This window comes from Nocardia sp. NPDC004340 (assembly GCF_053602575.1).
Genome location: NZ_JBSGDW010000002.1, coordinates 840,043 through 864,893 on the forward strand (window position 1 = coordinate 840,043; position 24,851 = coordinate 864,893).

30 protein-coding genes are annotated in these 24,851 nt (G+C 68.8%); 10 read left to right on the forward strand and 20 right to left on the reverse strand.

Annotated elements, in window-relative coordinates:
- Positions 1-29: 29 nt before the first annotated feature.
- The gene (locus tag ACWEOI_RS11210; RefSeq protein ID WP_452359503.1) at positions 30-1,043 is read left to right on the forward strand and encodes an ATP-binding cassette domain-containing protein; all 1,014 of its coding nucleotides are present in this window, start codon (positions 30-32) and stop codon (positions 1,041-1,043) included.
- Positions 1,040-1,879, forward strand: a complete 840-nt coding sequence (locus ACWEOI_RS11215) for an ABC transporter permease (RefSeq protein WP_433668745.1) — start codon at positions 1,040-1,042, stop codon at positions 1,877-1,879. The genes ACWEOI_RS11210 and ACWEOI_RS11215 overlap by 4 nt, the downstream gene beginning before the upstream one ends.
- A 63-nt stretch (positions 1,880-1,942) precedes the next feature.
- On the opposite strand, the gene ACWEOI_RS11220 is transcribed toward ACWEOI_RS11215, so the two are convergent.
- Positions 1,943-5,491: an AfsR/SARP family transcriptional regulator gene (locus tag ACWEOI_RS11220; protein ID WP_452359504.1), complete on the reverse strand. Its 3,549-nt coding sequence runs from the start codon at positions 5,489-5,491 to the stop codon at positions 1,943-1,945.
- Between the two features lie 149 nt (positions 5,492-5,640).
- Between ACWEOI_RS11220 and ACWEOI_RS11225 the strand changes: the two genes are divergently transcribed.
- Together ACWEOI_RS11225 and ACWEOI_RS11230 are read left to right on the forward strand one after the other, a co-directional pair.
- Positions 5,641-6,096 carry an SRPBCC family protein gene (locus ACWEOI_RS11225; protein ID WP_433668749.1) on the forward strand — a complete coding sequence of 152 codons (456 nt, stop codon included), beginning with the start codon at positions 5,641-5,643 and terminating at the stop codon, positions 6,094-6,096.
- 60 nt (positions 6,097-6,156) lie between these two features.
- Entirely contained in the window at positions 6,157-7,026 is an 870-nt protein-coding gene (locus tag ACWEOI_RS11230) for a 1,4-dihydroxy-2-naphthoate polyprenyltransferase (RefSeq protein WP_452359505.1), read from the forward strand.
- Positions 7,027-7,049: 23 nt separating this feature from the next.
- Here ACWEOI_RS11230 and ACWEOI_RS11235 read toward each other — a convergent pair whose 3' ends face one another.
- From ACWEOI_RS11235 to ACWEOI_RS11250, 4 genes are all read right to left on the reverse strand, one after another.
- A complete protein-coding gene (locus ACWEOI_RS11235) occupies positions 7,050-7,430 on the reverse strand; it encodes a phage holin family protein (protein WP_379275911.1) in 381 nt (126 codons plus the stop codon).
- A 67-nt stretch (positions 7,431-7,497) separates the two neighbouring features.
- Positions 7,498-8,088, reverse strand: coding sequence for a Clp protease N-terminal domain-containing protein (locus tag ACWEOI_RS11240; RefSeq protein ID WP_433668752.1), 591 nt, complete (start codon positions 8,086-8,088; stop codon positions 7,498-7,500).
- Complete coding sequence (locus tag ACWEOI_RS11245) at positions 8,088-8,309, reverse strand: helix-turn-helix domain-containing protein (protein ID WP_147207290.1); 222 nt, start codon at positions 8,307-8,309, stop codon at positions 8,088-8,090. The genes ACWEOI_RS11240 and ACWEOI_RS11245 overlap by 1 nt, the downstream gene beginning before the upstream one ends.
- Before the next feature lie 69 nt (positions 8,310-8,378).
- Complete coding sequence (locus tag ACWEOI_RS11250; RefSeq protein WP_433668754.1) at positions 8,379-8,612, reverse strand: hypothetical protein; 234 nt, start codon at positions 8,610-8,612, stop codon at positions 8,379-8,381.
- Positions 8,613-8,807: 195 nt separating this feature from the next.
- Between ACWEOI_RS11250 and ACWEOI_RS11255 the strand changes: the two genes are divergently transcribed.
- Positions 8,808-9,692: an MmyB family transcriptional regulator gene (locus tag ACWEOI_RS11255; protein WP_433668756.1), complete on the forward strand. Its 885-nt coding sequence runs from the start codon at positions 8,808-8,810 to the stop codon at positions 9,690-9,692.
- A 38-nt stretch (positions 9,693-9,730) separates the two neighbouring features.
- Here the strand turns inward: ACWEOI_RS11255 and ACWEOI_RS11260 are convergent, their stop codons facing one another.
- Both ACWEOI_RS11260 and ACWEOI_RS11265 read right to left on the reverse strand, forming a co-directional pair.
- Entirely contained in the window at positions 9,731-10,816 is a 1,086-nt protein-coding gene (locus ACWEOI_RS11260) for a PLP-dependent cysteine synthase family protein (RefSeq protein WP_452359506.1), read from the reverse strand.
- Positions 10,813-11,124, reverse strand: a complete 312-nt coding sequence (locus tag ACWEOI_RS11265) for a DUF4229 domain-containing protein (protein WP_357091000.1) — start codon at positions 11,122-11,124, stop codon at positions 10,813-10,815. Before ACWEOI_RS11265 ends, ACWEOI_RS11260 begins: the two co-directional genes overlap by 4 nt.
- A 253-nt stretch (positions 11,125-11,377) precedes the next feature.
- Between ACWEOI_RS11265 and ACWEOI_RS11270 the strand changes: the two genes are divergently transcribed.
- From ACWEOI_RS11270 to ACWEOI_RS11280, 3 genes are all read left to right on the forward strand, one after another.
- The gene (locus tag ACWEOI_RS11270; RefSeq protein ID WP_213559159.1) at positions 11,378-11,608 is read left to right on the forward strand and encodes a BldC family transcriptional regulator; all 231 of its coding nucleotides are present in this window, start codon (positions 11,378-11,380) and stop codon (positions 11,606-11,608) included.
- Positions 11,609-11,690: 82 nt separating this feature from the next.
- The gene (locus ACWEOI_RS11275; protein WP_433668759.1) at positions 11,691-11,879 is read left to right on the forward strand and encodes a hypothetical protein; all 189 of its coding nucleotides are present in this window, start codon (positions 11,691-11,693) and stop codon (positions 11,877-11,879) included.
- 176 nt (positions 11,880-12,055) lie between these two features.
- On the forward strand, positions 12,056-12,256 hold the full coding sequence (locus tag ACWEOI_RS11280) for a hypothetical protein (RefSeq protein ID WP_357090996.1): 201 nt from the start codon (positions 12,056-12,058) through the stop codon (positions 12,254-12,256).
- Between the two features lie 8 nt (positions 12,257-12,264).
- Here the strand turns inward: ACWEOI_RS11280 and ACWEOI_RS11285 are convergent, their stop codons facing one another.
- The 7 genes from ACWEOI_RS11285 to hemL all read right to left on the reverse strand — a co-directional run bounded on the left by ACWEOI_RS11285 (position 12,265) and on the right by hemL (position 20,289).
- Entirely contained in the window at positions 12,265-13,455 is a 1,191-nt protein-coding gene (locus ACWEOI_RS11285) for a Rieske 2Fe-2S domain-containing protein (protein WP_433668762.1), read from the reverse strand.
- Positions 13,456-13,596: 141 nt separating this feature from the next.
- Positions 13,597-14,586, reverse strand: a complete 990-nt coding sequence (gene ccsB / locus ACWEOI_RS11290; protein ID WP_433668770.1) for a c-type cytochrome biogenesis protein CcsB — start codon at positions 14,584-14,586, stop codon at positions 13,597-13,599.
- Positions 14,586-16,205: a cytochrome c biogenesis protein ResB gene (gene resB / locus ACWEOI_RS11295; protein ID WP_452359507.1), complete on the reverse strand. Its 1,620-nt coding sequence runs from the start codon at positions 16,203-16,205 to the stop codon at positions 14,586-14,588. Before resB ends, ccsB begins: the two co-directional genes overlap by 1 nt.
- A gap of 1 nt (position 16,206) precedes the next feature.
- Entirely contained in the window at positions 16,207-17,031 is an 825-nt protein-coding gene (locus tag ACWEOI_RS11300) for a cytochrome c biogenesis CcdA family protein (protein ID WP_433668773.1), read from the reverse strand.
- 5 nt (positions 17,032-17,036) lie between these two features.
- Positions 17,037-17,675, reverse strand: coding sequence for a TlpA family protein disulfide reductase (locus ACWEOI_RS11305; protein ID WP_452359508.1), 639 nt, complete (start codon positions 17,673-17,675; stop codon positions 17,037-17,039).
- The gene (locus ACWEOI_RS11310) at positions 17,672-18,277 is read right to left on the reverse strand and encodes a histidine phosphatase family protein (RefSeq protein WP_357091356.1); all 606 of its coding nucleotides are present in this window, start codon (positions 18,275-18,277) and stop codon (positions 17,672-17,674) included. Before ACWEOI_RS11310 ends, ACWEOI_RS11305 begins: the two co-directional genes overlap by 4 nt.
- A gap of 674 nt (positions 18,278-18,951) precedes the next feature.
- A complete protein-coding gene (gene hemL / locus ACWEOI_RS11315; RefSeq protein WP_357090985.1) occupies positions 18,952-20,289 on the reverse strand; it encodes a glutamate-1-semialdehyde 2,1-aminomutase in 1,338 nt (445 codons plus the stop codon).
- Between the two features lie 272 nt (positions 20,290-20,561).
- On the opposite strand from hemL, the gene ACWEOI_RS11320 reads away from it, so the two are divergent.
- A complete protein-coding gene (locus tag ACWEOI_RS11320; RefSeq protein WP_379092207.1) occupies positions 20,562-20,945 on the forward strand; it encodes a hypothetical protein in 384 nt (127 codons plus the stop codon).
- Positions 20,946-20,991: 46 nt separating this feature from the next.
- On the opposite strand, the gene ACWEOI_RS11325 is transcribed toward ACWEOI_RS11320, so the two are convergent.
- The 5 genes from ACWEOI_RS11325 to hemB form a co-directional block, all read right to left on the reverse strand.
- Positions 20,992-21,216 carry a hypothetical protein gene (locus ACWEOI_RS11325; protein ID WP_433668779.1) on the reverse strand — a complete coding sequence of 75 codons (225 nt, stop codon included), beginning with the start codon at positions 21,214-21,216 and terminating at the stop codon, positions 20,992-20,994.
- Positions 21,217-21,275: 59 nt separating this feature from the next.
- Complete coding sequence (locus ACWEOI_RS11330; RefSeq protein WP_357090980.1) at positions 21,276-21,533, reverse strand: hypothetical protein; 258 nt, start codon at positions 21,531-21,533, stop codon at positions 21,276-21,278.
- Positions 21,533-22,045 carry a hypothetical protein gene (locus tag ACWEOI_RS11335; RefSeq protein ID WP_433668780.1) on the reverse strand — a complete coding sequence of 171 codons (513 nt, stop codon included), beginning with the start codon at positions 22,043-22,045 and terminating at the stop codon, positions 21,533-21,535. The genes ACWEOI_RS11330 and ACWEOI_RS11335 overlap by 1 nt, the downstream gene beginning before the upstream one ends.
- 277 nt (positions 22,046-22,322) lie before the next feature.
- Positions 22,323-22,832: a hypothetical protein gene (locus tag ACWEOI_RS11340; protein ID WP_452359509.1), complete on the reverse strand. Its 510-nt coding sequence runs from the start codon at positions 22,830-22,832 to the stop codon at positions 22,323-22,325.
- Between the two features lie 31 nt (positions 22,833-22,863).
- Entirely contained in the window at positions 22,864-23,841 is a 978-nt protein-coding gene (hemB, locus tag ACWEOI_RS11345; RefSeq protein WP_452359510.1) for a porphobilinogen synthase, read from the reverse strand.
- Positions 23,842-24,025: 184 nt separating this feature from the next.
- Between hemB and ACWEOI_RS11350 the strand changes: the two genes are divergently transcribed.
- Positions 24,026-24,346, forward strand: coding sequence for a hypothetical protein (locus ACWEOI_RS11350; protein WP_357090974.1), 321 nt, complete (start codon positions 24,026-24,028; stop codon positions 24,344-24,346).
- Between the two features lie 86 nt (positions 24,347-24,432).
- Here the strand turns inward: ACWEOI_RS11350 and ACWEOI_RS11355 are convergent, their stop codons facing one another.
- The gene (locus tag ACWEOI_RS11355; protein ID WP_452359511.1) at positions 24,433-24,675 is read right to left on the reverse strand and encodes a hypothetical protein; all 243 of its coding nucleotides are present in this window, start codon (positions 24,673-24,675) and stop codon (positions 24,433-24,435) included.
- Positions 24,676-24,851 lie beyond the last annotated feature (176 nt).

The following is a 24,851-nucleotide window of genomic DNA, read 5'->3' on the forward strand; positions in this document are numbered from 1 at the left end:
GTGCAAGGCGCGGTCCGCAAGGTGTAGCCATGACTTCTTACACACCTGCTGAGACGCTCGCCATCGAGGCGGACGGCCTGGTCAAGGTCTTCGGGGAGCAGCGGGCCGTCGACGGCGTCAGTCTCGCGGTGCCGCGGGGGGCCGTCTACGGCGTGCTGGGCCCGAACGGGGCCGGCAAGACCACCACCATCCGCATGCTCGCCACCCTGCTCCGGCCCGACGGCGGCAGCGCCCGCATCTTCGGCCGCGACGTGCTGACCGAACCGACCGCGGTCCGCTCCCTGATCGGCGTGACCGGCCAGTACGCGTCCGTCGACGAAAAGCTCACGGCCACCGAGAATCTGGTGATCTTCTCGCGCCTGCTCGGCCTGTCCCGGGCCGACTCGCGGCGCAAGTCGGCCGAACTGCTCGAAGAGTTCGGACTGACCGAGGCCGCTGACAAGCCGCTCGAGAACTTCTCCGGTGGCATGCGGCGGCGCCTGGATCTGGCCGCCAGCCTGATCTCCCGCCCGCCGCTGCTGTTCCTCGACGAGCCGACCACCGGCCTGGACCCGCGCACCCGCGCCCAGATGTGGGACACCATCCGGCGGCTGGTGCGCGACGGTTCCACGGTGCTGCTCACCACGCAGTACCTGGACGAGGCCGATCAGCTCGCCGACCGGATCGCGGTCATCGACCGCGGCAAGGTCATCGCCGACGGCACCTCCGACCAGCTCAAGTCCTCGGTCGGACTGTCCACGCTGCAGCTGACCCTCGCCGACCGCGACCGCATCGACGAGGCCCGGATCCTGGTGGGCGAGTACCTCTCCCGCGCCGCCGGCCGCACCGTCGACGCCACCATCACCCCCGAGGCGGGCCGCATCACCGCACCCCTGCCCGACCCGTCCATCACCACCGACATCCTGATCCGGTTGCGCGAGAACGACATCCGGATCGACGAGATCAATGTCGCCAAGCCCAGCCTGGACGAAGTGTTCTTCGCGCTCACCGGGCACAGCGCCGAGGACGACGACAACACCGACACCGAACGGAGCGCGGCATGACCACGACTCTCACCGCCCCCACCGGGCGGCACGCGGCCACGGCCGCGCCCATTCCCGAAGCCTCCAACCACATCCCGTTCAAGCAGACCGTGGCGAATTCGCTCACCATGGCCTACCGCGGGATCGTCAAGATCAAGCACAATCCCGAGCAGCTGTTCGACGTCACCGTGCAGCCGATCCTGTTCACCGCCCTGTTCGCCTACATCTTCGGCGGCGCCATCGGCGGCAACGTGCACGACTACCTGCCCATCCTGATCCCCGGCATCCTGGTCCAGACCGTCGTGCTGACCTCCGTCGTCACCGGCACCCAGCTGCGCGAGGACATGGACAAGGGCGTGTTCGACCGCTTCAAATCCCTGCCCATCGCCCGCATCTCGGCGCTGGCCGGCGCGCTCATCGCCGATATGGTCCGCTACGGGCTGGCCACCACGCTGACCATCGGCATGGGCCTGATCCTCGGCTACCGTCCCGCCGGCGGCGTGGCCGGTGTCGTGGTCGCCGGACTGGTCGTGGTGTTCTGCTCCTTCGCGATCAGCTGGATCTGGGCGCTGATCGGCATCACCGGCAAGAGCGCACCCGCGGTCCAGGGCATGTCCATGATGATCATGTTCCCGCTGACCTTCATGTCCGGCGCCTTCGCCCAGGTGTCCACCATGCCGGGCTGGCTGCAGGGCATCAACAAGGCCAACCCGGTCTACTACATGGTCGAGTCCGCCCGTGAACTGATGAACGGCAACGTCTACAGCGCCAACCTGGCCTGGTCGCTCATCGGCTCGGTCGTGGTCATCCTGATCTTCGCGCCGCTCGCGGTGCGGGCCTACATGCGCCGCGCCTGACCCGCTCGAAAAACACGCCCGCCCACCGGATTCCGGTGGGCGGGCGTTGTCGTGTGTCCGGGTTCAGAGCACACCGTCGAGCTCGCCCAGGAGCTCGATGATGCGCTCGGCGGCCTTGCGGCGGCCCAGCCCCGTGACCGAGTGCAGCGCGGCGTCCAGCCGCTCGGCGCCCAGTGTCGAGCGGTGCAGGTCGAGGTGCCGGGTCCAGCGCATGGATGGATAGTCCTGGCGACCGAAGACCCGCTGCGACAACGCCAGCAGCTCCAGACCACGATCGACCTCCGAGCCGGTGGCCAGCAGGCAACTGCCGACCGCGCACGCCACCGAACCCAGCTGCGGCAGATCCCAGTACTGGCCCAGCTTGCGGACCGCGATGTCGGACAACTCGGCGGCCATCCGGCGAACCAGGTCCGCGCGGCCGTGCAGGACATGTGCGTCGATGGTCACCGAGGCCAGGATCATGTCGCCGGGGCCGGGCACGGTGACGCTCTCCGGCCAGTCCAGCAAGGGCAGCACCTGCCGGAACCGGCGTAACCCGGTGTCGGTGTCGCCTTCGACGAGTTCGATTTCCGCGAGCGCGGCCGCCACCACCGCCAGCCGGTGATTCGGCTGGGTCACGGGGGCATCGACCGCGGGAATCCCGCCGTAGGAGCCCAGCACCGGCTCCAATGCCCGCCGCGCCGCCGCCGGTTCGCCCGAACCCGCCAGCGCCACGGCCAGATAGCTGCGCATCTCGACGCTCTCGTCCCAGGCCCGGAACTCCTCCATGAGCTCGACGGTCCGGCGGTAGTAGCCGACCGCCGCCGGGTACCGGCCCGACTGGCCGTGCAAGCTGCCCAGGTGCTGGGAGGTCATCGCCGAGTTCCAGATGTCACGATCGGCATTGATGCGCATGGCGGTCTCGGCGTCGCGGATCGAGCCGTACACGATGCCGCTGTTCTCACACAGGTTGGCGCGCAACAACAATGCCGTGACCTGGATCTGCTGATCGCTCGACCGCGTGCCGTAGGCCAGCCGCCTGGCCAGGTGCATCGTGGTGTACGAGCGCGTCACCAGTTCGCCGAGAAAACGGAACACCGGGCTCATCGGAGCGCCGGAGCTCAGGGTGCGGCGGATCCAACTGCGGACCGTCGCCACCTCGCGCAGCTCGGGATTGCCGAACAGCATGTGCAGGCCCAGCATCAGATTGCCCAGCACCTGCAGATCGGTCTCCGCGGCGACCGGCGGGCGAACGCGGGGCGGCACCGTCATGATCCGCCGCGACCAGCTGATCAACTCCATGTGCGCGCCGCGCAGCACCCACAATCCGGCCAGCACCGGGAACACCGTGTGCACCACGGCCGCGTCCCGGCGCTCGACGGCGTGCCGCAGCACCGCGACCAGGTTGTCCTGTTCATCGGACAGGGTCAGCACGGTGGAGATCTGTTCGGGCGATTGATAACCGGCCACCGCCTCCACCGCGAAAGCCCTGGCCCACTCCGACATCCGGTCCATCAGCGGACCGGCCTCACCGGTGAGGGCGAGCTGCTCGTCGCCGAATTCCCGAACCGTTTCCAGCATCCGGTAGCGGGTGCCGCCCTGTTCGTCCTCCAGCACCGTCAGCAGGGACTGGCTCACCAGACCGTCGACCGCCGTGGGGACATCGCCGATCTGGGGTCCGGACAGCACTGTCTCGGCCGCGGCGAGGGTGAACCCCGCGGGAAATCGGCACAGCCGGCGCAGGGCGATGCGCTGCGGCTCGTCGAGCAGGTTCCAGCTCCACTCGATCACCGCGTACAGGGTGCGGTGCCGCTGCGGCGAGCTGCGATCACCGCTGCGCAGCAGGGTGAATCGGTGATCGAGGCGGGAGTCGATCTCCTCCACGCTCATGGTGCGCACCCGCGCCGCCGCCAGTTCGATGGCCAGCGGCAGACCGTCCAGGGTGCGGCACAGTCGGGCCACCACCTCCGGGTCCAACCGCACCGACGGCCGCACCGAGCGGGCTCGTGCCTCGAACAGTTCGGTGGCGGGCGAGCCGGCGGAGTCGATTGTCAACGGCGGCAACGGGTAGACGGCCTCGGCCGTGATCTCCAGCGGCGCGCGGCTGGTGGTGAGCACGGTCAGCTGCTCGCTGGCGCCGACGAGGTCGGCCACCAGTTCGGCCACCGGCTCGATCAGGTGCTCGCAGTTGTCGAGTATGAGCAGGGTCGGCCGCACCGCCAGCGCGTCCCGCAGCCGCTGGCCGATATCACGGCGGCGCTGCTGGAGCAGCATGTTCGTCTCCCAGTCGGCGACGCCGAGGGTGGCCGCGATGGCGACCTCGATCTCGGCACGGGTGTCGGCCGCGTCCGCCGCGTCGGCGCGCAGCGACGCCAACTCCACCAGCGCCACCGCGGTGTCGTGGGACAGACGCGCGCCCAGCTCATTGGCGACGCGAGTCTTGCCGGTGCCGCCCGGGCCGAGCACCGTGGTCACCCGGGAGGTTCGGACCAGCTGCTCGAGCCGCTCCAGATCGGACTCGCGGCCCAGCAAGGGATTCGGCGCGACTCGCAGGCCGATGGCGGTCTCCCCCACCGGTTCCCGCGCGCCCGCGGCGTGCTGTGCGCTCAGCACCCGGCGCAGGGAACGCACCTGTCCGGCGGTCACCGGCGTGTCGGCGAAGGCCGAGCCCGAGTCCTCCTGCGCGCGAACCGCGATCAGCCCGGAGCCTTTGCCGTTCCGGCGACCGAGGCGGTCGTGGCCCGCCGGGCCGGGCGCCCCGCCCTGGACCGACGGATCACCGTCATCGTCCGAATAGCCGGGGACCGCAATGATTCTCGTGTCCGGTCCACCGGGGAGTGGTTCGCCGCGCAGGATGGCGGTGTTCAGCGCCACCAACGCGGGGCCCGGGTCCGCGCCGAGCTGGTCGACCAGGCGGGTGCGGAGCGTCGCGAAGACGTCGAGGGCCTCGTTGACGCGGCCCGCCGTCGCCAGCAAGCGCATGAGGGTGGCGTGCGCGGGCTCGTCGAACGGGTCGGCGGCCACGGCGTGCTGGGCCAGCTCGATGGCGGCGGGCAGGTCGCCGATGGCCTCGCGGGCGGTCAGTTCCAGGGTGTCCAGGGCGCGGCGGCGGGTCGCGGCCTGGGCGGCCAGGTCCTCGGCGACCGGTCCGGGCGGCAGGTCCGCGCCGGGTTCGCCGCGCCACAGGGCGCGGGCGGCGGCCAGCAGTTCCAGGCAGGCGGCGTGGTCACCGGCGGTATGGGCTTGGCGGGCTTGCCTTTCGAGGGACTGCGCCAGGCTCAGGTCGACCTGGTCGGCGGTCAGCATGAGCCGGTAGCCGGCCGGGCCGATCTCGAGCACGCCGTCGGGCAGCGCCGAACGCAGCCGCGAGACCTGGGTGTGCAGGGCGTTCATCGGCGCGCGCGGCGGATCCTCGCCCCACACCTCGTCGATCAGGGCTTGGGCGCTGCGGCTGCGCCCGGGGTGCACGGCCAGGGCCGCCACCAGCAGCCGGGCCCGGGCTCCGGGTACAGCGGTGAGCGCGCCGTCGCGGCGCAGGGCGATCTCACCCAGCAGTGCCACCAGGATCGAGTCGCCCACATCCGCCACCCGCGCGCTGCCCGCGCTGCTCGAACTGCCTTTTTCCGAATTCATTCCCAACCAATCGTAGGTGAGCGATCCCGCCGCCGCCGGACGCGCCGGGCCGCGAACGCGGGTACCGGCTTACCCGAGCGACCGGACTCGCGGCCACCGGTTTTGCCGAGGGTCGGCCGTCGGCGGGCGGCAGCACCTAGGCTCTGGGCATGGCCGAATTCGACATACAGCGGGAAACGGTCATCAAGGCCGATCCCGCTCAGGTTCAGGCGCTCGTCGACGACTTCCACCAGTGGCGCACCTGGTCGCCATGGGAGGACGCCGACCCCGCCATGGAACGCACCTACAGCGGGGCCGACCGCGGTATCGGGGCCCGCTACTTCTGGAACGGCAACCGCAAGGCCGGGCGCGGCGACATGGAGATCACCTCCGCCACCGCCGACGCCATCGGCATCAGACTGCACTTCGAGAAGCCGTTCAAGGCCACCAACCAGGTCACCTTCGAATTCCGCCCGCAGGGCGACACCACCGCCGTGACCTGGCGCATGCGCGGCGAGCAGAACGGCCTGATGGCTCTCGTCGGCAAACTCATGCCGATGGATCGCCTGGTGGGCAAGGACTTCGAGAAGGGTCTGGCCCAGCTCAAGGCCGCCGCCGAGGCCTGAGCCACACCACTGTCGAACTGGGCGGGCACGGCCCGCGCCCCTCGCATTAGGCTGCGGTGCATGGCTACAGCAGCACAGTGGATCGAGGGCGCGCGGCCGCGCACCCTTCCGAACGCCATCGCCCCGGTGCTGGCGGGCACCGGCGCCGCGGCCTCGATCGGCGGGTTCGTGTGGTGGAAAGCGGTGCTGTGCCTGCTGCTTTCGGTGGCGCTCATCATCGGCGTCAACTACGCCAACGACTACTCCGACGGCATTCGCGGCACCGATGACGAGCGGGTCGGCCCGCTGCGGCTGGTCGGCTCCAAGCTCGCCGGCCCGGCCGCGGTGCGCAATGCCGCCATCGCCTGCCTCACGATCGGCGCGATCATCGGGCTGGTGCTGGTGTTCACCACCGCCTGGTGGCTGATCCTGGTCGGCGCGGCCTGCCTGGCCGGGGCCTGGTTCTACACCGGCGGCCGGAACCCGTACGGGTACAGCGGCTTCGGTGAGATCGCGGTATTCGTGTTCTTCGGCCTGGTGGCGGTGCTGGGCACCGAGTTCGTGCAGGCCGGGCGGGTCGACTGGGCGGGGCTGGTGTGCGCGGTGTCGGTCGGCGCGTTCTCCAGCGCGGTGCTGGTCACCAATAATCTGCGCGACATCCCCACCGACACCGAGTCGGGCAAGCTCACCCTGGCCGTGCGGCTGGGCGACGCCCGCACCCGCACCCTGCACCAGGTGCTGATCCTGGTCCCGTTCCTGGCGCTGGCCCTGCTGGCCTGGCGTAGTCCGTGGACACTGGCCGCGCTGGTCGCGCTGCCGCTGGCGGTGAAGGCCAATGAGCCGGTCCGGTCCGGCGCGAACGGGCCGGGTCTGATTCCCGCCCTCGCCGGAACCGGTCAGGCGATGCTGGTCTGGTCGATCGTGGTGGGCGCCGCGCTGGCCATCGGCTGACCCGCGCGGACGCTCCGCGGTGCTCAGTCCTCGTCGGGGACCAGGACGCCCAGCACCCAGTTCACCAGCGTGATGATGAGCCCGCCGAGCACCGCGGCCCAGAAGCCGTCCACTCGCAGGCCGTACTCCGTGGTCTCGGTGATCTTCGCGGTCAGCCACAGCATGAGCGCGTTGATCACCAGCAGGAACAGACCCAGCGAGACCACGATGAACGGGAACGAGAGCAGCTTGACGATCGGTTTCACGAACGTGTTCACGATCGCGAATACCACCGTGATGGCTGCGATCACCAGGATCTTGCTCTGCGTGGTGTCCTCTGGGGTCTTGATCTGAATATCGGTCACCCAGACGGAGGCCAGCCAGATGGCCACCCCGTTGATCAGCAGACGTATCAGTAGCGTCATGCCCCGATCGTAGGGCGAGATCGGCGCGGCGGCCGGATATCGCGTACCGGCCGGACGCCGACACCGGTCAGGCCGCGCGATCCAGGTACCCGGTCACCGCGTCCCGCAGGGTGCGGACCGCGTCCTCGTCACCGAGCAGGCGGCGGGTCACCGGGTTGGGCGCGCGCAGCACGGCCAGCACCATGTGCCCGGCCTCGATGCGGTCGGCCTTGCGGGCCAACGCCTCCCGCAGGGACAGCTCCACGATCTTCTTCGAGTCCGAGGTGAAGGGAATGTGGCCGCGCGGGCCGCCTTCCGCCCCCCAGTACTTGCGCCAGCGCGATCCCTCGGCGGGAACGGCCGCCTCGTCGAGGGCGTTCTCGCCGAAGGTCGCCTCGAGGCTCTCCCGGACGGCGTCGAGATCGATGCCGATGGAGCGCAGGGCCTCCGCGTCCTCGGCGCCGAGCGGTTCCCCGGTCCGCTTGCGGGCCAGCGCCTCTCGCACGTCGTCGGCGGTGAGGCCGTGCGCCGCAAGGATTTCCCGCAGGCCGCCGTCCGGGCAGACCAGCAGTCCGAGCAGCATGTGCTCGACCTCGATGGTCGAGGAGCACAGGTCGCGCGCTTCCTCCTGGGCCAGGACGACCGCGGTGCGGGCGGGTTTGGCGAATCGTTCGAACATCAGCGGATACCGCCCTTCCGGTTGTACTTCTGGTGGACCGCCTGTCGGCTGACCTCGAGCGCGTCGGCGATGGCCTGCCAGGACCAGCCCTGGGTGCGGGCATTGGTGACCTGGATGGCCTCGAGTCGCTCGAGCAACCGGCGCAGTGCGAGCACCGCGCGGAGCCCGACCTGGGGGTCGGGGCTGCCGGCGGCGGCCGCCAGAGTCGTTGCTTCACTCATGAATGTCAATTTACGTTGACATCCACCGCGCGTCAACGAAAATTGACATCAGGAAGGGAGTGTTCGCCGTCAGAGGAAGGGAACGAAGGGGGCGTAGTCGCGCACGCAGCCGTCGGTCCAGTCCCACAGCTCGTCGGGGTCGGTCGGGATGCCGTTCTGCAGCCGCAGCCGCCAGCCGCCGGGCACCTTCTCCCACAGATCGCCGTCCCGGTCCTTGTAGAGACCGAACGCGGACGGCTCCCAGGCGTTGATCCTCGTGCCGTGCTGCGTGGTGACGGCGCTGCCGCGCGCCGATGAGATCACCCATGGCCCGAATGTGACATTCACATCTCCGGCCGACCGCGGTTGCTGCCCCAACTCGACTCCCCATTTGTTGTTGTTTCAAACTATTGGAGCAGAACGGACTGCCCGAGCCCCCGTCCAGCGGGGACCACACGGGTATCCGTCGGCAACCGCGCGAGTAACTGACGGCCATACAAGTAAGGTCTGCCTAAGTAAATGGATGGAGTACCTACGTTCGGCGAGTACATTCGCCAGCGCCGCACCACCGCGAATCTCACGCGCCCCCAACTGGCCTGGCTGGCCAACCTCTCGGTGCCCTACCTGACCAAGATCGAAGGCGGCGCCAACCCCTCCCGACGAGTCATCGAATCCCTGGCGACCGCGCTCAAAATGACGCCGGTCGACTTCGAGTACGCGCTCGTGCTCGCCGAGGGCCCGCTGCCGAGCATCGAACCCGACCTGCCGACCGCGACCGACCAGGAATATCTGAATCTGCTCAACCCCGCGATCGGCGCGTACATCAGCGGGCTGTGGGACATCGTCGCCGTCAACGCCGCGCACCAGGAGTTCTTCCCGGAACTGGCGGCCGGATCCAACTACCTGGAATGGCTGCTCTTCAATCCGATCTCCCGGACCGTCATGGTGAACTGGGACAACGAGGTTCGCATGGCGGTCGGCCGCTTCCGCATGCAGCTCGCCCGCACCGGCGAGGAGGAGCGCGGCGCCGAGATCCTCGAGCAGTGCCTGGCCGATCCGGACTTCGCGCTGCTGTGGCATTCCGACACGGTCGCGGTCGACCGTGGCGATCTCACCAAGTTGGTACGGGATCCGCGCACACTGGCCATTACCGAGATGCGGATCAATATGTGGCGCACCCAATCCACGTTGCATTCGTGGCTGCTGGTGCTCGGCACGGTGGTCGATCGACCCACCGCGGTGACTCGTCCGGTCATGCGGCAGCGCCCCGAAACGTCAAGGGCTATTAACGCTTCCGAGGGGGGTGTTACCCCGTCGAGACGCGCGAAAAACGTTGCGCCGGGTAAGGATCCGATGCCCACAACCCCATTGCAGCAACTCAATAGCAAACTTACCGATGGGTGACCAACCGATATCACCCGACCCGTCGTGCCGTGCGAAAACTAGCCCGACCAAGTACCGGTGGCGATGAATTCGGTCAGCACCGCGGTCGGCTCGGCCAAGCTCAGCCCCTGGTCGGCAACCCATTCGTCATTGAAATAGGTTCCGGCATAACGGTCTCCGCCGTCACAGAGCAGCGTCACCACACTGCCGGTACGGTTCGCGGCGATCATCTCGGCAATCAGGGCAAAGGCCCCCCACAGATTGGTGCCCGTGGAGCCGCCCACCCGCCGGCCCAGCACCGTGCTCGCGTGCCGCGTGGTCGCCACCGATGCCGCGTCGGGCACCTCGATCATGCAGTCCACCACCGTCGGAATGAACGACGGTTCCACCCGCGGCCGCCCGATGCCCTCGATCCGGGACGGCATGCCGGTCTGATAGCCCAGGTCATCGAGCTCGTAACCGCCGTAGAACGCCGAGTTCTCCGGATCCACCACGGCCAGCCGGGTCTCGTGCCGCCTGTAGCGCAGGTAGCGGCCGATGGTCGCGCCGGTACCGCCGGTCCCCGCGCCCACCACCACCCACTCCGGCACCGGATGGGTCTCCAGGGTCATCTGCTGGAAGATGGATTCCGCGATGTTGTTGTTGCCGCGCCAGTCGGTGGCGCGTTCGGCATTGGTGAACTGGTCCATGTAGTGGCCGCCGGTCTCGGCCGCCAATCGCGCCGCCTCGGCGTAGATGTCGGGGGCGTGTTCGACCAGGTGACAGCGTCCGCCCTGGGCCTCGATCAGGGCCAGCTTCTCCGGAGACGTCTTCGCCGGGACCACGGCCACGAAGTCCAGGCCCAGCATCTTGGCGAAGTAGGCCTCGCTGATCGCGGTCGATCCTGACGAAGCCTCCACCACCGTGGTGCCCTCGGTGACCCAGCCGTTGCAGATGGCGTAGAGGAACAGCGATCTCGCCAGCCGGTGCTTGAGACTGCCCGTCGGATGAGTGGATTCGTCCTTCAGGTACAGCTGAACGCCCCACTCCGGAGGCAGCGGGTAGCGCAGCAAATGCGTGTCCGCGCTGCGCTGGGAGTCCGCGTCGATGAGCCGGACGGCATTGTCCACCCAGTCCCGGGGTGCGCTGCGATCGCAGCGTTTCACTGCTCGCCCTTGCCCTGCAGCCTCGAGCGCAGCTGGTCGCGGTCCGCGCGGCGCTTGGCGTCCACGGCGGCGATGTCCCGGTTCACCTGGGTCCGCAGCTTCTTGAACAGCACCAGCGACAGCGGCATGGCGATGAGCAGCGCGAACAGCAGGGCGACGATGAGGGGAATGGACACCTTCACCGCGGCGGCGACGCCCACGATGATCGCGGTGATGACGGCGACCAGCCCGAGCCGGGCCACCGTGTAGAGGGCCAGATTGCGCGCCAGGCTACGGCCCGCACCGTCGGGTCGGGTTGCTTCACTCACGCGGTCCAGACTAGGGGACGGCGGATCGGGAAACGGCCGCGACCCTCGTCCGCCCAGGTCAGACAGGCCAACCGGTCTGTATGTCGCTGGCCGTTCGCTGTGGCGCGGCCAAACGTGACCGTAAACACATAACGGATATCCGTTTTGTCTATTACTTCCTCTTTACCAAAGCGAGACCGTTCGAACACCCGGGGGGTGCAGTGCAACGATGTCGCTACTGATGAGGGATCTGTCGAAACGGAAAGGTTTGCGAATGACTGCGTTCACCGCGGCGAGCCGCGCATTGGGTTCCGTCACCGGTCAGGACACCCTGCTCACCCCAGGCCAAGTCGCTGCCATGTTCCATGTCGATCCGAAGACCGTGACCCGGTGGGCTCACGCGGGTCGGCTCGGCTCCCTTCGGACTCCGGGCGGTCACCGCCGGTTCCGGGAGTCGGAAGTTCTGCAACTCCTGCGGTCCCTCACCACCGAGGCCCGCGTGTAGCACCGATTTTCACGGATTACCGCCCGCTTCACGTGCCTCGGGTACGCGCTCGGATTACCCTCGAAGTCAGGAGGTGAGCGACGTGGCGTACCTGTTGGCACTCATCGCGGTAGTGACCGTCGCGATGCTGTGCTGGAAGGCCTTCGGACCCCAGCGATCGGCCGGCATCGGCCCAGCACCAGCTCGGCGCAACCGCATTATCGGTCCCGAAGACGATCCGGATTTCCTAGCCAGGCTCTCCCGAGAGCATCGCGACGGCGAATCCACCTGATTCACCGAAGTTCCGCCAATGAAGTAGCCATAGCGATATATGTGACCGTCCCCCGTGGAACCGCTTCGGCGCAGCCCACGGGGGATCGTCGTTTTTTCCGGGCTTCGTCCGCGCCCGACACGCGGCGCATACTGGGGCAGTCCGGTTCCACAGCGGGGCCCATCCGGAGGTGCCTGATGGAGCGTGAACAGAACCTGTCGCAGGACGCCCGGCGCAAAGCCGGGGACGAACGAGCCGCCGCACGGCGGGCCGAGCGGCACGGGCAACTATCGGACATGCACCTGATCCGTGAGGAATCGGGCGCGGACTACGAGCCGCTGACCCGGGGTCAGGTGCGTATGACCGACGTCGAACTAGGCGAGTACGAGCCCGGCTGAGCAAACCCTCAGTGGCTGAGGGCGTCCTCCTCCGCCTTGCGGCGCAGGTTCTCGGCGACCTCGGCCTCCCAGGCCTCGTTCGCCTTGGTGGTGTCGACCTCGAACTCGAAGCGCTGCACCGACTTCGGGTCGATATCGGCGACATCCACGTAGAACTGGTCGTACCAGCGGCGCAACTGGTAGACCGGGCCGTCCTCCTCGGTCAGCAGCGGGTTCTCGATCTTGGACTTGTGCTTCCAGATCTCGACGTCCTGCAGGAAGCCGTCGCCGATGCCCTTGGTCATCTTCTTGGCGATCTTGTCCGCCTGGGCGTCGTCCACACCCTGCGGCTTGCGCACCGACATGCCGTACTGCAGCACGAAGGCGTCCTGCGAGATCGGGTAGTGGCAGTTGATCAGCACGGTCTCGAGCTCGAAGCCGCTGTAGTTGTTGATCAGCGGGTTGACCATGTACGACGGGCCGAAGTACGAGGCCACCGACTTCAGGGTGGAGTCGCCGCCGTACTGGGTGGCCATGCCCTTGTCCGGGCGGGCCGTGGAGTCCAGGTACTGGGTCGCGACGTGGCCCTCGAAGACGTTCTTGAAGTACGTCGGGTAGGCGTAGTGGATGTAGAAGAAGTGGGCCATGTCGACCACGTTGTCGATGATCTCGCGGCAGTTGGAGCCCTCGATGATCATGGACTCCCAGGTCCAGTCGGTCCAGCCGTCGCCGATCGTCTCCAGGCCGTTGCCCTCGGCGTCGGTGAACGGGCCCTCGATGTAGGGGATCGTCACCTCGTCGGTGGGCGGGTTGCCCTCGTGGTCGTGCCACACGAACAGCTGTCCGTTGCGCTCCAAGGTGATCCACGAGCGCGTGCGGGCCAGCGGCGGCACCCGGCGGGCATACGGGATGCCGGTGCACTTGCCGTTGCCGCCCCAGCGCCAGTCGTGGAACGGGCAGGCGATGGAATCGCCCTTGACCTCACCCATGCTCAGATCGCCGCCGAGGTGGCGGCAGTACGAGTCGAGCACGTGCAGTTCGTTCTTGCTGTCGGCGAAGATCACCAGCTTGGTCCCGAAGGCCGAAACCTGGTGCGGCTTACCGTCGCGGAACGTGCCGGCCAGTCCGAGGCAGTGCCATCCCCGCGCGTATCGCGAGGGCGCCTCGCCCACATCGATCTCGCGCACCTTACGAACCCGGGCCTCCGGCGTCACTGCCATCTCGAGCTCCCCTTCACTGAAAACTAGAACGTGTTCTAATCACTGTCGCTTAATACCGTACAGCGCAACAGCACTCAGGGGTAGTGCCAGCACGAAGAAGGCCCCGGCACGGATGCGCCGGGGCCTTCGAGAACAGCTGGATCAGTTCAGTCCGGCATACGAGTGCAGGCCGCTGACCACGATATTGATGATGAAGAGGTTGAAGAGCATCGCGACGAAACCGGCGATGTTGATCCAGGCGGCCTTGGTGTCGCGCCAGCCGGAGGTGGCACGGGCGTGCAGATAGGCGGCGTAGAGAACCCAGGCGATGAAGGAGCAGGTCTCCTTCGGGTCCCAGCCCCAGAAGCGGCCCCAGGCGGCCTCGGCCCAGATCGCGCCCAGGATGACGCCCGAGCCGAAGATGGGGAAGCCGATGATGGTGGTGCGGTAGGCCAGGCGGTCCAGGAGCTGGGCGTCGGGGAGGCGGCGGGCCAGCTGGCCCCAGATGTTGTCGGCCTCCGCGCCCGCGGGCTGCCAGATGCGGAACAGGAACAGCAGGCTCGCGATACCCGAGACCAGGAAGACGCCCGAACCGATCGAGATCACGGTGACGTGAATCGGCAGCCAGTAGGACTTCAGGGCGGGGACGACGGGGGCCGCGTCCACGTGCAGCTTGGTGCCCGCCAGGAACAGCAGGATCAGGACCGGGGTCAGCAGGAAGGACCACATGCCGCGGTAGCGCTGGTCGTTCAGCAGAACCAGGCCGAGCAGGACCGCGGCGGCACAGGCCATCGAGATGAACTCGAACATATTGCCCAGCGGGAAACGGTGGGTCGCGAAGCCGCGCAGGACGATCGAGGCAACGTGGACGCCGAAGCCGACGAACACGACCGCGAAGCCCATATTGCCGAGACGCTCCGAGAAGGGGCGACCGACTCCGCGGGACTCCACCTTGCCGGGCACGTTCGGCGCGGGCCGCTCGGCGACCGGCTCGGAACCGCCACCGGCGGTGACCAATTCGCGGGTGGTGGTCGGCACCGTACGGGTGAGGGCGAACTGCCAGACCAGCATGATCCAGACCAGCGCGTAGATCACGATGGCCGATTTGAATCCGAGATCGCTGTAGGAGGCGAGATTCTCGTCGATCGGCATTACTTCTCTCCCGTCAGCAGCCGCTCACGCAGGCGGTCGAACTCGCCGCCCCAGCCGGCCTGGTCGGTGCGGGCCAAACCACCCATTTCTACTACGGTACGTCGTACACCGTCGGACGCCTCGCCGGGGTACACCCGCAACCAGATGCGACGACGCTTCACCAGCAGCGACACGAGCAGGCCCGCCATCATGGTCAACGCCGACACCAGCACCCACTGCTGCGCCGGATCGTGCGAGACCTGCAGGTTCACGAACTCTTCCGCGCCGTCGAAGGTCACCTTGGTGCCGTCGGGCAGGGTCGCGGTCTCCCCCGGCTTCAGGTTCACCCGCTGTTCCTTCACCAGGCGGCCCTGCTTGATCATCTCCGGATCCAGCGCGAACAGCGACTGCGCGCGGCCGGTGTCCAGGCCCGTGTCGCCCTTGTAGATGTCGATCGCCACCGCGGGATCGGTCATCGCCGGATACCGGGAGGTGAGCAGCTGGCCGTGCATGAGCGCGGTCGGCGCGAACAGGCCCTGGATCGCCACCTGATGCTTGCGGCGCTCCTCCTCGCTGGGATACATGCCACCCGGCGGATCGACGCGCAGCACACCCGAGGACAGGAAGGTGGAGGCGTCGTCCGGCTTCCACTGGATGGCCTCGGTGCGGGTCTGCCCGTTCGGGAAGGTCACCGTGAACTTGGGCGCGAAGCCGTGGCCCTGCAGGTACACCCGGTCACCGGCGACGCGCAGCGGATGGTTCACCTGGAGGGTGGTGTCGTTCCACGTCCCGGAGGCCAGGTCGGTGCCGGTCTGGTACTGGATGTTCGAGGTGAACATCGCCGCCTGACCGTTCTTCAGGTAGTCGGCCTTGAAGTCCTTGACCCGCACGCACATCGGGGTCAGCCCGGTGCCGTCGTTGACATTGCCCGCGCGGAACGAGTCGAACACCGCGGGCGAGGTGGTGCAGAAGCCGGGGCCGTCATTGGCGAGCACCACGACATTGCCCTCGTAGCCGAACAGCTTGCCGATCGCGATCGCCGCCAGCAGGCCCACCAACGCGAGATGGAAGACCAGGTTGCCGAGCTCGCGGGTGTAGCCCTTCTCCGCGGACAGGGTCAGCTCCCCGTCGCGATCGCCCGGCTGCACCACCGTGCGCCAGCCGCGCATCTGGCCGCGGGCCCGGTCCAGCACCTGCTCCGGGGTCTCCGCGTCGGTGCCGGACCAGTGGTGCGGCAGGCGGGACAGGTTGCGCGGAGCCCTGGTCAGCGGCGCACGCAAGGCCCGGTAGTGGTCCACGCAGCGCGGCAGGATGCAGCCCACCAGCGAGACGAACAGCAGCACGTAGACGGCCGTGAACCAGAAGCTGGAGAACACGTCGAACAGCTGCAGCCGGTCCATCCACGGACCCAGGGTCGCGCGATTGCGGATGTAGTCGTCGACCTTGCCCGCGTTGAGGCTGCGCTGCGGCAGCAGCGCGCCCGGAATGGCGGCCAGGGCCAGCAGGAACAGCAGCATGAGCGCGGTGCGCATGCTGGTCAGGCCACGCCAGGTGTTGCGGAGCAGACCGAGGACGCGGCGCGGCGGCGACTGACGCGGCGGACGGGCGGGGGCGCTGGGGGTTTCGATGGTGGCAGTCATGTCAGATCGGCAGGGTCACATTCGAGACGAAGGCGTCGCGGACCCAGGAGACGAACACGTCCCACGATCCGGTCACCAGGGCGATGCCGACGGCCACCAACAGCAGCCCGCCGGTCACCTGGATGGTGCGGGAATTACGGCGCAGCCAGCCGACGGCCCGCAACGCGGTCGCCGAACCGAACGCCAGGATGATGAACGGCAGCCCCAGGCCGAGGCAGTAGGCCACGATCAGCGCCACGCCGCGCACCGCGGTGGTGCCCTCGGTGCCCGCCGACACCGCCATCACACCCGACAGCGTCGGGCCCAGGCACGGGGTCCAGCCGAGCGCGAACACCGCGCCCAGCAGCGGGGCCCCGATGAGGCCGGTGAAACGACGCGGCTCCATGCGGGTGTCGCGCTGCAGCATCGGGATCAGGCCGATGAAGGCCAGACCCATCACGATGGTCACCACGCCGCCGACCCGTTGCAGCAGTTCACGATTGAGGGTCAGCGCCTGCATGGTGCCGAACACGGTGGTGGCGGCCAGCACGAACACGACGGTGAAGCCCGCCACGAACAGCGCCGCCGCGCCCGCCACCCGCAGGCGCGCCGAATTGCGGCCCGCCACGGCGGTTTTCGCGGTCCGCGCCGACTCCACCGTCACCGGCGGGGCCTCCGCGCCGACCACGCCCGCCAGATACGACAGGTAGCCGGGAACCAAGGGCACCACGCACGGCGAGGCGAACGACACCAGGCCCGCCAGCAGGCACGCGCCCAGCGCGAGCAGCAGCGGTCCGGAGGCGGCGGTCTGCTGGAACGAATCTCCCACGCTCGCCAGGTAGGTCACGTGATTCACTGCTCGGCCGCCAGTCGATCCACCACCGGCCGCAGGTCCTCGGCCAGCAGGCTGCGCAGGAACACCGCCGCCACCCGATGCTGCTTGTCCAGCACGATGGTGGTGGGGATGACGCTGGTCGGGAACTTGCCGCCGAGCGCGAGCAGGCTGCGCATGGCCGGGTCGTAGATGGAGGGGTAACCGACCTTGTTGTCGGTCACGAAATCCTGGGCCTTGTCCTTCTGGTTGTCGCGCACGTTGATGCCCAGGAAGGCGACGCCATTGTCCTTGGTCGCCTCGTAAACCTGTTCCAGCGCACCGACTTCCGCGCGGCACGGGCCACACCACTGGCCCCAGATGTTGAGCACCACGACCTTGCCGGGGAAATCGTCCACCGATGTGGTCTTGCCGTCGTGCATCAGATCCGGGCCGGACAGCTTGCCGATGGTGCCGCGCGCGGACGGCGGATCGTAGAAGATCTCCGTCTTGCCGCCCGGCGAGACGAAATCGAAGGTGCCGCCCTGGGCCACCGCGTCCTTGCCCGCCGTCGTGCACCCGGCGAGCAGGGCCACCACGGTCAGCCCCGCCAGCAGGCCCGGCACCCGCCGCAGCGGGTGTCGGACGAACGCGGACCGGGACGCGATGGCGCGGCTCATGCCCCGGTCACCGTGGGGTCGGAGGCGCCGGCGGGCTCCGAGTAGACGATGTCGATCAACGTATCGCCCTGGTAGACCAGGGAAGTCAGCGATGCCAGCGAGCACTGCCGGTTCCGCGGGTCGTGCCACAGGCGCTGCCCCTGCAGGAAGCGGCGCAGCGTCCACACCGGCAGCTGATGCGACACCAGCACGGCCTCTCGACCGGCGGCCTCCACCCGCGCCTTGTTCACCGCGGCCAGCATGCGGTGCGCGATCTGCAGGTACGGCTCACCCCAGGACGGGGTGAACGGGTCGCGCAGCTTCCACCAGTGGCGGGGCTTGCGCAGCGCGCCGTCGCTCGCCGAGACCCGCAGGCCCTCGAAGGTGTTGCCCGCCTCGATCAGATTGTCGTCGGTGCGGATGATCAGGCCGTGGCCCTTGGCGATCGGATCCGCGGTCTCCTGCGCGCGCTGCAGCGGCGAGGCCACCACCAGCGCGATGTCGTGATCGGACAGTGAACGCGCCACGGCCTGGGCCTGCGCGCGGCCGGTCACCGACAGCTGGAAACCGGGCAGGCGGCCGTAAAGGACACCGTTCGGATTGTGGACCTCGCCGTGGCGCATGACATGGACGATCGTCTCCACGTCGCTGGCCACATCACCGGGGAGGATCAGGCCGCCGCCGGTGCCGGAGGCCGGGGCGGGAACCTCGGTGTCGGCGACGGCGAAGTCGGCTTCCTCGACGACGGACTCGTCGGTCTGGGGATCGACCTCGACGACGATCTCGGACGAGAACGCGACGGGGGCGGGCTCCGCGGCCTCGGTGGGGGCGGATTCCACAGCCTCCGCGGGGGCGGATTCCACAGCCTCGGTGGTCGCGGGCTCCACGGCCTCCGTGATCGCGGGCTCGACAACCTCGGCGGTCGCGGGCTCGACAACCTCGGGGGTCGCGGGCTCGACGACCTCGGGGGTCGCGGGCTTCGAAGCCTCGGCGGGCGCCTCGGCCCGGGCGGGAGCGGCGGCGAACTGCTCGGCGGCGGCGATCGCGGCCTCGAAGACCGGCTCGGGGTCGTCGGCCACGACCACGCCGGAATCATCGGATTCCGTTGCGGCGGGCCGGGGTTCGGCCACCGGGGCGGTCACGTCGCCCACCGGGGCGACAGCGATGTTCTCGCCGGTCTCGGCGAGTTCGTCCTCGGCTTGGCGGATGGAGTCCAGGAGGCGGGTGGCCTCTTCGGCGGAGAGAGGAGCCTCGTGCTGGGCGGGGGCGGGTACGCCCGAGTCGGGGTGGACGGAGCTCACGCGGCGGATCCTTCGGGAGTGGCGGCCGCCGCGGCGCGCGCGGCGGCGGGGAGGGCGGCGGCGATGCGGTCGAACGCGTCCTCGTCGAGAGCGGCCGAGACGAACCACGCTTCGAAGGCGCTCGGGGGCGCGTACACACCGGCATCCAGCAGCGCGTGGAAGAAGGCTGGGAAACGCCAGGTCTCGGCGGCCTTGGCGGCGGCGTAGTCGGTGACCGGGTTCTCGGCGAAGAACACGCTCACCATATTGCCCGCGAATTGCACCCGGTGCGCGACGCCTTCGGCGGTCAGCGCCTCGGTGAGCAGCCCGCCCAGGCGCTCGGAGTTCTTGTTCAGGGTGGCGTACACCGACTCGTCGGCGGTGCGCAGCGTGGCCAGGCCCGCGGCCACCGCGACCGGGTTCCCGGACAGGGTGCCCGCCTGGTAGACCGGGCCGAGCGGGGCCAGGTGGTTCATGATGTCGGCGCGCCCGCCGAACGCGGCGGCGGGCAGGCCGCCGCTCATCACCTTGCCGAAGGTGTACAGGTCGCCGGCCACGCCGTCGATGCCGAACCAGCCCGAGTGGCTGACCCGGAAACCGGTCATGACCTCGTCCATGATCAGCAGCGCGCCGTGCTCGGTGGTGAGCCGGCGCAGTCCCTCGTTGAAACCGGGGACCGGCGCGACCGCGCCCATATTGCCCGCGGCGGCCTCGGTGATGACGCACGCGATCTCGCCCGGGTGGGCGGCGAAGGCGGCGGCCACGGCCTCGAGGTCGTTGTAGGGCAGCACCAGGGTGTCGGCGGCCTGAGCGCCGGTGACGCCGGGCGAGGTGGGCAGGCCCAGGGTGGCGACGCCGGAGCCCGCGTCGGCCAGCAGCGCGTCCACGTGCCCGTGGTAGCAGCCGCTGAACTTCACGATCTTGGTGCGGCCGGTGAAGCCGCGGGCCAGCCGGACCGCGCTCATGGTGGCCTCGGTGCCCGAGTTCACCAGGCGGACCCGGTCGACCGGAGCGACCCGGGCCGCGATGGCCTCGGCGAGTTCGATTTCGGCCTCGGTCGGCGCGCCGAAGGACAGACCGCCGGTGGCGGCCCGCTGCACGGCCTCGACGACCGCCGGGTGCGCGTGCCCGAGGATCATCGGACCCCACGAGCACACCAGGTCCACGTAGTCGTTGCCGTCGGCGTCGGTCAGCGTGCACCCGCGCGCGGAGGCGATGAACCGCGGCGTGCCGCCCACGGAATTGAACGCCCGCACCGGCGAATTCACGCCGCCGGGAATGACCGCCGCGGCGCGTTCGAAAAGGTGGGCTGAGACCGGGACCGACGCCTGGCTCACACGCGGAGAAGAACTCACGGCACCCAGTCTCTCAGCCGCCCCCGCCCCCGTCGACGACAGGGTGTAGTCGAGTGGCTCTTCCCACAGCCAACCCGACATCTTCGCACCCCGGATCGAAGCGCGCATCTCGACGGCCGACGGCTGAGATCATGGGAGCCGGCGAGCGGGTCCTCGATGACGCGGATCCGAGCAACACGCCGAAATGAGATTCGGACAACGTAATTCGCTACTAGATAGCTGATGCGTAATGTCTCGACGTAGGAAACGGCTTCGGAGAGAGGGCGGGACGTATGCGGGTCGTTCGGTTCGGGGTAGGGATCATCGCGGTGGCGGCCGGTCTGGCCGCCGCGCCCGGGGTGGCGCAGGCCGCGGTGCCGCTGGTGCAGATCGACCAGGGGCGAGTGGGGGTGGCGCTGTCGCATCAAGAGACGGCCGCGATCGCCGATGGGCCCTTACCCGCGGTGGTCAGCATGTTCGTCCCGTTGAGCCGGATGGGCGCGGGCCTGGAGCCCGACACCACCATCTACAAGGACGACAAGGGCGGCGTACACGCCTCCCTGCGTCAGGTGATGATGGAGGCCGCCGATCATCCCGACGGCACGGTGACCCTGTTCGTGAACCTGCCCGGCACCAAGGGCGGTCGCGTGCTGGATGTTTACCAGAACTGGAACTGAGGCGGAGACGGCGGCGCGGTCTGCGGTCGCGCCGCCGCACCCTCCGCTACGGGAGCGGAATCCCCAGGCAGAACGCCGCCCATCCGGTGGACAGCAGGCAGTTCAGCGGGGACGGTAGTAGGTCTTGCCAGGACATCACCAGCAGTGGTGACCCGTAATCCGGGACGGTATCGACCGGGGCCGCGGCGGCCGGAGCCACGACCACAGCGCCGACGAGCCCCGCGGCCAGCACCGCGGGGGCGATGCGTTTCACGAGTTCTGTGCGCTTCATGCCGATGATTCTCCGCGCCAGCCCGAGGCCGACCGAGGCGAAAACCGACTTCGCACCCCTCAATACGGCGTGTCGGACCAGGCTCGCCGAGCGCGAACCGCCCGCGCAGCCCCATCGATCAGCGACAGTCCGGCCATGATCACCAGCGCCGCGGACCCCGCCAGCCACGGCCCGACGTAGCGGGTCGCACCGAACGACGGCGCCTCTCCCTGCGCCTTGAACACCGTGGTCTGCACCCCGTGCCGCCAGCACCACACCGCCGCGACGGCCAGCACCGGCACCAGCACGATCTCGGCCGCTATCGTCAGCCACCGCATCACAGCGCCTCCCGAGGCTCGTCGTCGGTCCCGCGCGGGTGGCCCAAGGCCTCGGTCAGCGCCGCGCGCAGCGTGACATGGTCACGCGCCCACGCCTGCACCAGCCGACCGTCGGTCAGTTTCAGGCCGATTCCCTTGCGCCGCCGCGGTACTCCGGTCAGCTCGCCCAGCGCCCGCGCGGACTGCCAGTCCTCATAATCCCAGGACTCCTCGTCGTCTTCGGGCAGCACCTCGGCGATGTCGCGCAATGGCACCACCTCGGTGCCCTCGCGCAACTGCTCGGGGGTCAGCTCGACACTGATGTGCCGCTTGCCCGCGATCACCTGCAACCAGACGAACCCGGCCAGCAGCACAGCGCAGAAGACGAGCCCGAACCAGTGGATGTCGCCGCCGCGGATCAGCTCGATGCCCAGGATGATCGCGCACATCGCGGGTCCGTAGGCGATGGTCCGCCAGCGCGCGCCGGGTTCGGAGAACAGCACGGCCCCGGGGGCGTTGATGGCCTCACTCATAGGTCGAGCGTAAAGATCGCGGAACGACTCAGTGGGCCAGGCCCGGAATCAGGAGTACGGCGAGGGTCAGCAGACCGAAGAGGAACAACAAGCTCAGCACCGCGACATCGCGCCGCAGGCTGTGCGGCTGCTGGATCACCACTCGCATCGTTGCCTCCGCCTTCCCGGCGCCGCACGCCCACGCTCAACGCCTGGGGCCCGGCTTCCGGTTCCCGAAATACCTGTGACTGCCCTCACCATAACGCGTTGACACCCGCGTAACAAACTCGGCGGTAACCTAGCGCGGTCCGGGCCGGAAGTAGGCCTCGGATTCGCTTCGGTAGCAGAGGAATACGGCCCCGCCGGCGAGTACCGCCTGGACGATGCCCGCGCCGCCCGCGACCAGCGCGGCCACCCCGCCCTCCTTGGCGCCGACACCGAACAGCGTCCCCGCCGCGCCGAGCACCAGGAAGATGCCGAAACCGGTGAGAACCGCACGGGCCCAGTTCTTTCCGCGCCCCAGCTGCCACACCACCGCCACCCCGGCTCCGGACAGCACCAGCCAGAACACCGCGACCAGCACGAACACGACGGCGGCCCAGACCTCCACCTGTGCCAGGGTGATCGCCGGTTGCTGCTCCTTCACCTGGTCGAACATCTGCTGCGCCAATTCGTTCCGCTGCCCGAACTGCGCGATCAGCGAGGCGATCAACTGCACCAGCCCGACCCCGAGCGCGGCGTACCAGAGCTGACAGGCGGTACCGACGTCCTCGGGCGCCGGACGCGCCGGATCGTTCGGCGGGACCATGGGATTCACGATCAGAGCTACTCGTTCCGGTTCAGGCCAGCCAGTGCGCGGCCTCGGTGGCCCAGTAGGTGAGCACCATGTCCGCGCCCGCCCGCCGGATCCCGAGCAGCGATTCCAGGATCGCGCCCTTGCGGTCGATCCAGCCGCGCTCGGCGGCCGCGGTGATCATCGCGTACTCGCCGGAGATCTGATAGGCCGCCACCGGCACCGTGGACCGGTCCGAGACCTCGCGCAGGATGTCCAGATACGACATGGCGGGCTTCACCATGACGATGTCCGCGCCCTCGAGCAGATCCAGTTCCAGCTCGCGGATCGCCTCCCGGCGGTTGGCCGGATCCTGCTGGTAGGTGCGCCGATCGCCCTGCAGCGAGGAGCCGACGGCCTCCCGGAACGGGCCGTAGAACGCGGAAGCGTACTTGGCCGCGTACGCGAGGATGGCGGTGTCGGTGTATCCGGCGGCGTCCAGGCCCGCGCGGATCGCACCCACCTGGCCGTCCATCATGCCGCTGGTGCCGAGCAGGTCGGCGCCGGTCGCGGCCTGCGCCAGCGCCATCTCGACGTAGCGGCTGAGGGTGGCGTCGTTGTCGACCGCGCCGTGCTCGTCGAGCACGCCGCAGTGGCCGTGGTCGGTGAATTCGTCCAGGCAGGTGTCGGCCATGACGACCGTCGAGTCGCCGACCTCGGACACCAGCGCGGACAGGCCGCGGTTCAGGATCCCGTCCGGGTCGCTGGCCCCGCTCCCCTGGGCGTCCTTGTCCTCGGGCTTCGGCACGCCGAAGAGCATGAGCCCGCCCACGCCCGCGGCCACGGCTTCGGCGGCCGCCTTGCGCAGCGAGTCCATCGAATGCTGGAAAACGCCTGGCATGGAGGAGATCTCACGCGGTTCGTCGATACCGTCGGCGACGAACATGGGCAGAATCAGGTGCCGCGGCTCCAGGCTGGTCTCGGCGACGAGCCGACGCATGGCGGGAGTGCGGCGCAACCGCCGAGGGCGGTCCATTCCGGTCATGCTCGCATGATATGCCCGGCTCGTGACCGGGGTGCGCGCGCCTCCGACGCCGGGCCCGGCCGGCTACCAAAGTCATTGTGAGCAGCCGTTTTTGTCGGTGGGTCCGAGTAGAATCGAAGATGTGTTCGAAGGGATCGCGCCGCGTTCGAAGGTGCGATCCCGGACCGCGACGGGAGGATTGGCCGTGCTCGCAGCCGTTACCAGCATGTCCGGCAAGGTGAACCGGGGCGCCGGGGTTCCGAAGAAGGGGGAGGTCATCGATCACGCGTGGCGGCCGCTGGCCAAGCAGCCGCTGCCGGCGGGGCGGCCGCGCACGTGGTACGTCTCGCACAATCGGCGATTGAAGGCCATGCGGCTGGCCATCGCGCTCCTGGATTCCGGGTCCTTCGGACCCGACCAGGCCACCAACGAGAAGATCAGGGAGACAGCCGAAGTCATCGGCGTGCATCAGCCCTCGGACGCGACCTGCCGCATGGTCCGCCGTCTGATGGCGGCCCAGCGCTGAGCGCCACGCGGCTCCGCTGAGCGCGGCGGAGGCCTGCCGACATCCCCACGACCGGACGTCGGAGAGCCTCCGCCGCACCCGCGGCACTAGGAGTTCAGGCAGCCGGTCTGGGTCGATCCCGGCGTGCCGGGATTACTCGAACCGCTGGCCAAGCACTTCAACAGGGTCTGCAGCACGGCCGCGGCGGGAATGCCGGACGAGCTGACCCCCGGCGCGTCGGCGACCGGCGCCGCCGCACTCGGGGCCTCGGCGAAAGCCGCCGCCGGGGACAGGCTCGCGCCCAGCGAGATTCCACACATCGCGATCAGGCCGACTGCTACACGCTTCATGAATGTTCACCTCTCGAAGATCGAATACCGAATGCAGCGTAGGCATTTCGCTTCCAGATGAAACGACGACATTTCCTTGGGCATCCACCCGGCGAATGCGAGAGACCCAGGGAGCCACCGAGATCGGAGGTGGCGATCTTGTCTCGCCTGGAGCCGATACGACACCGGCCCCGCGT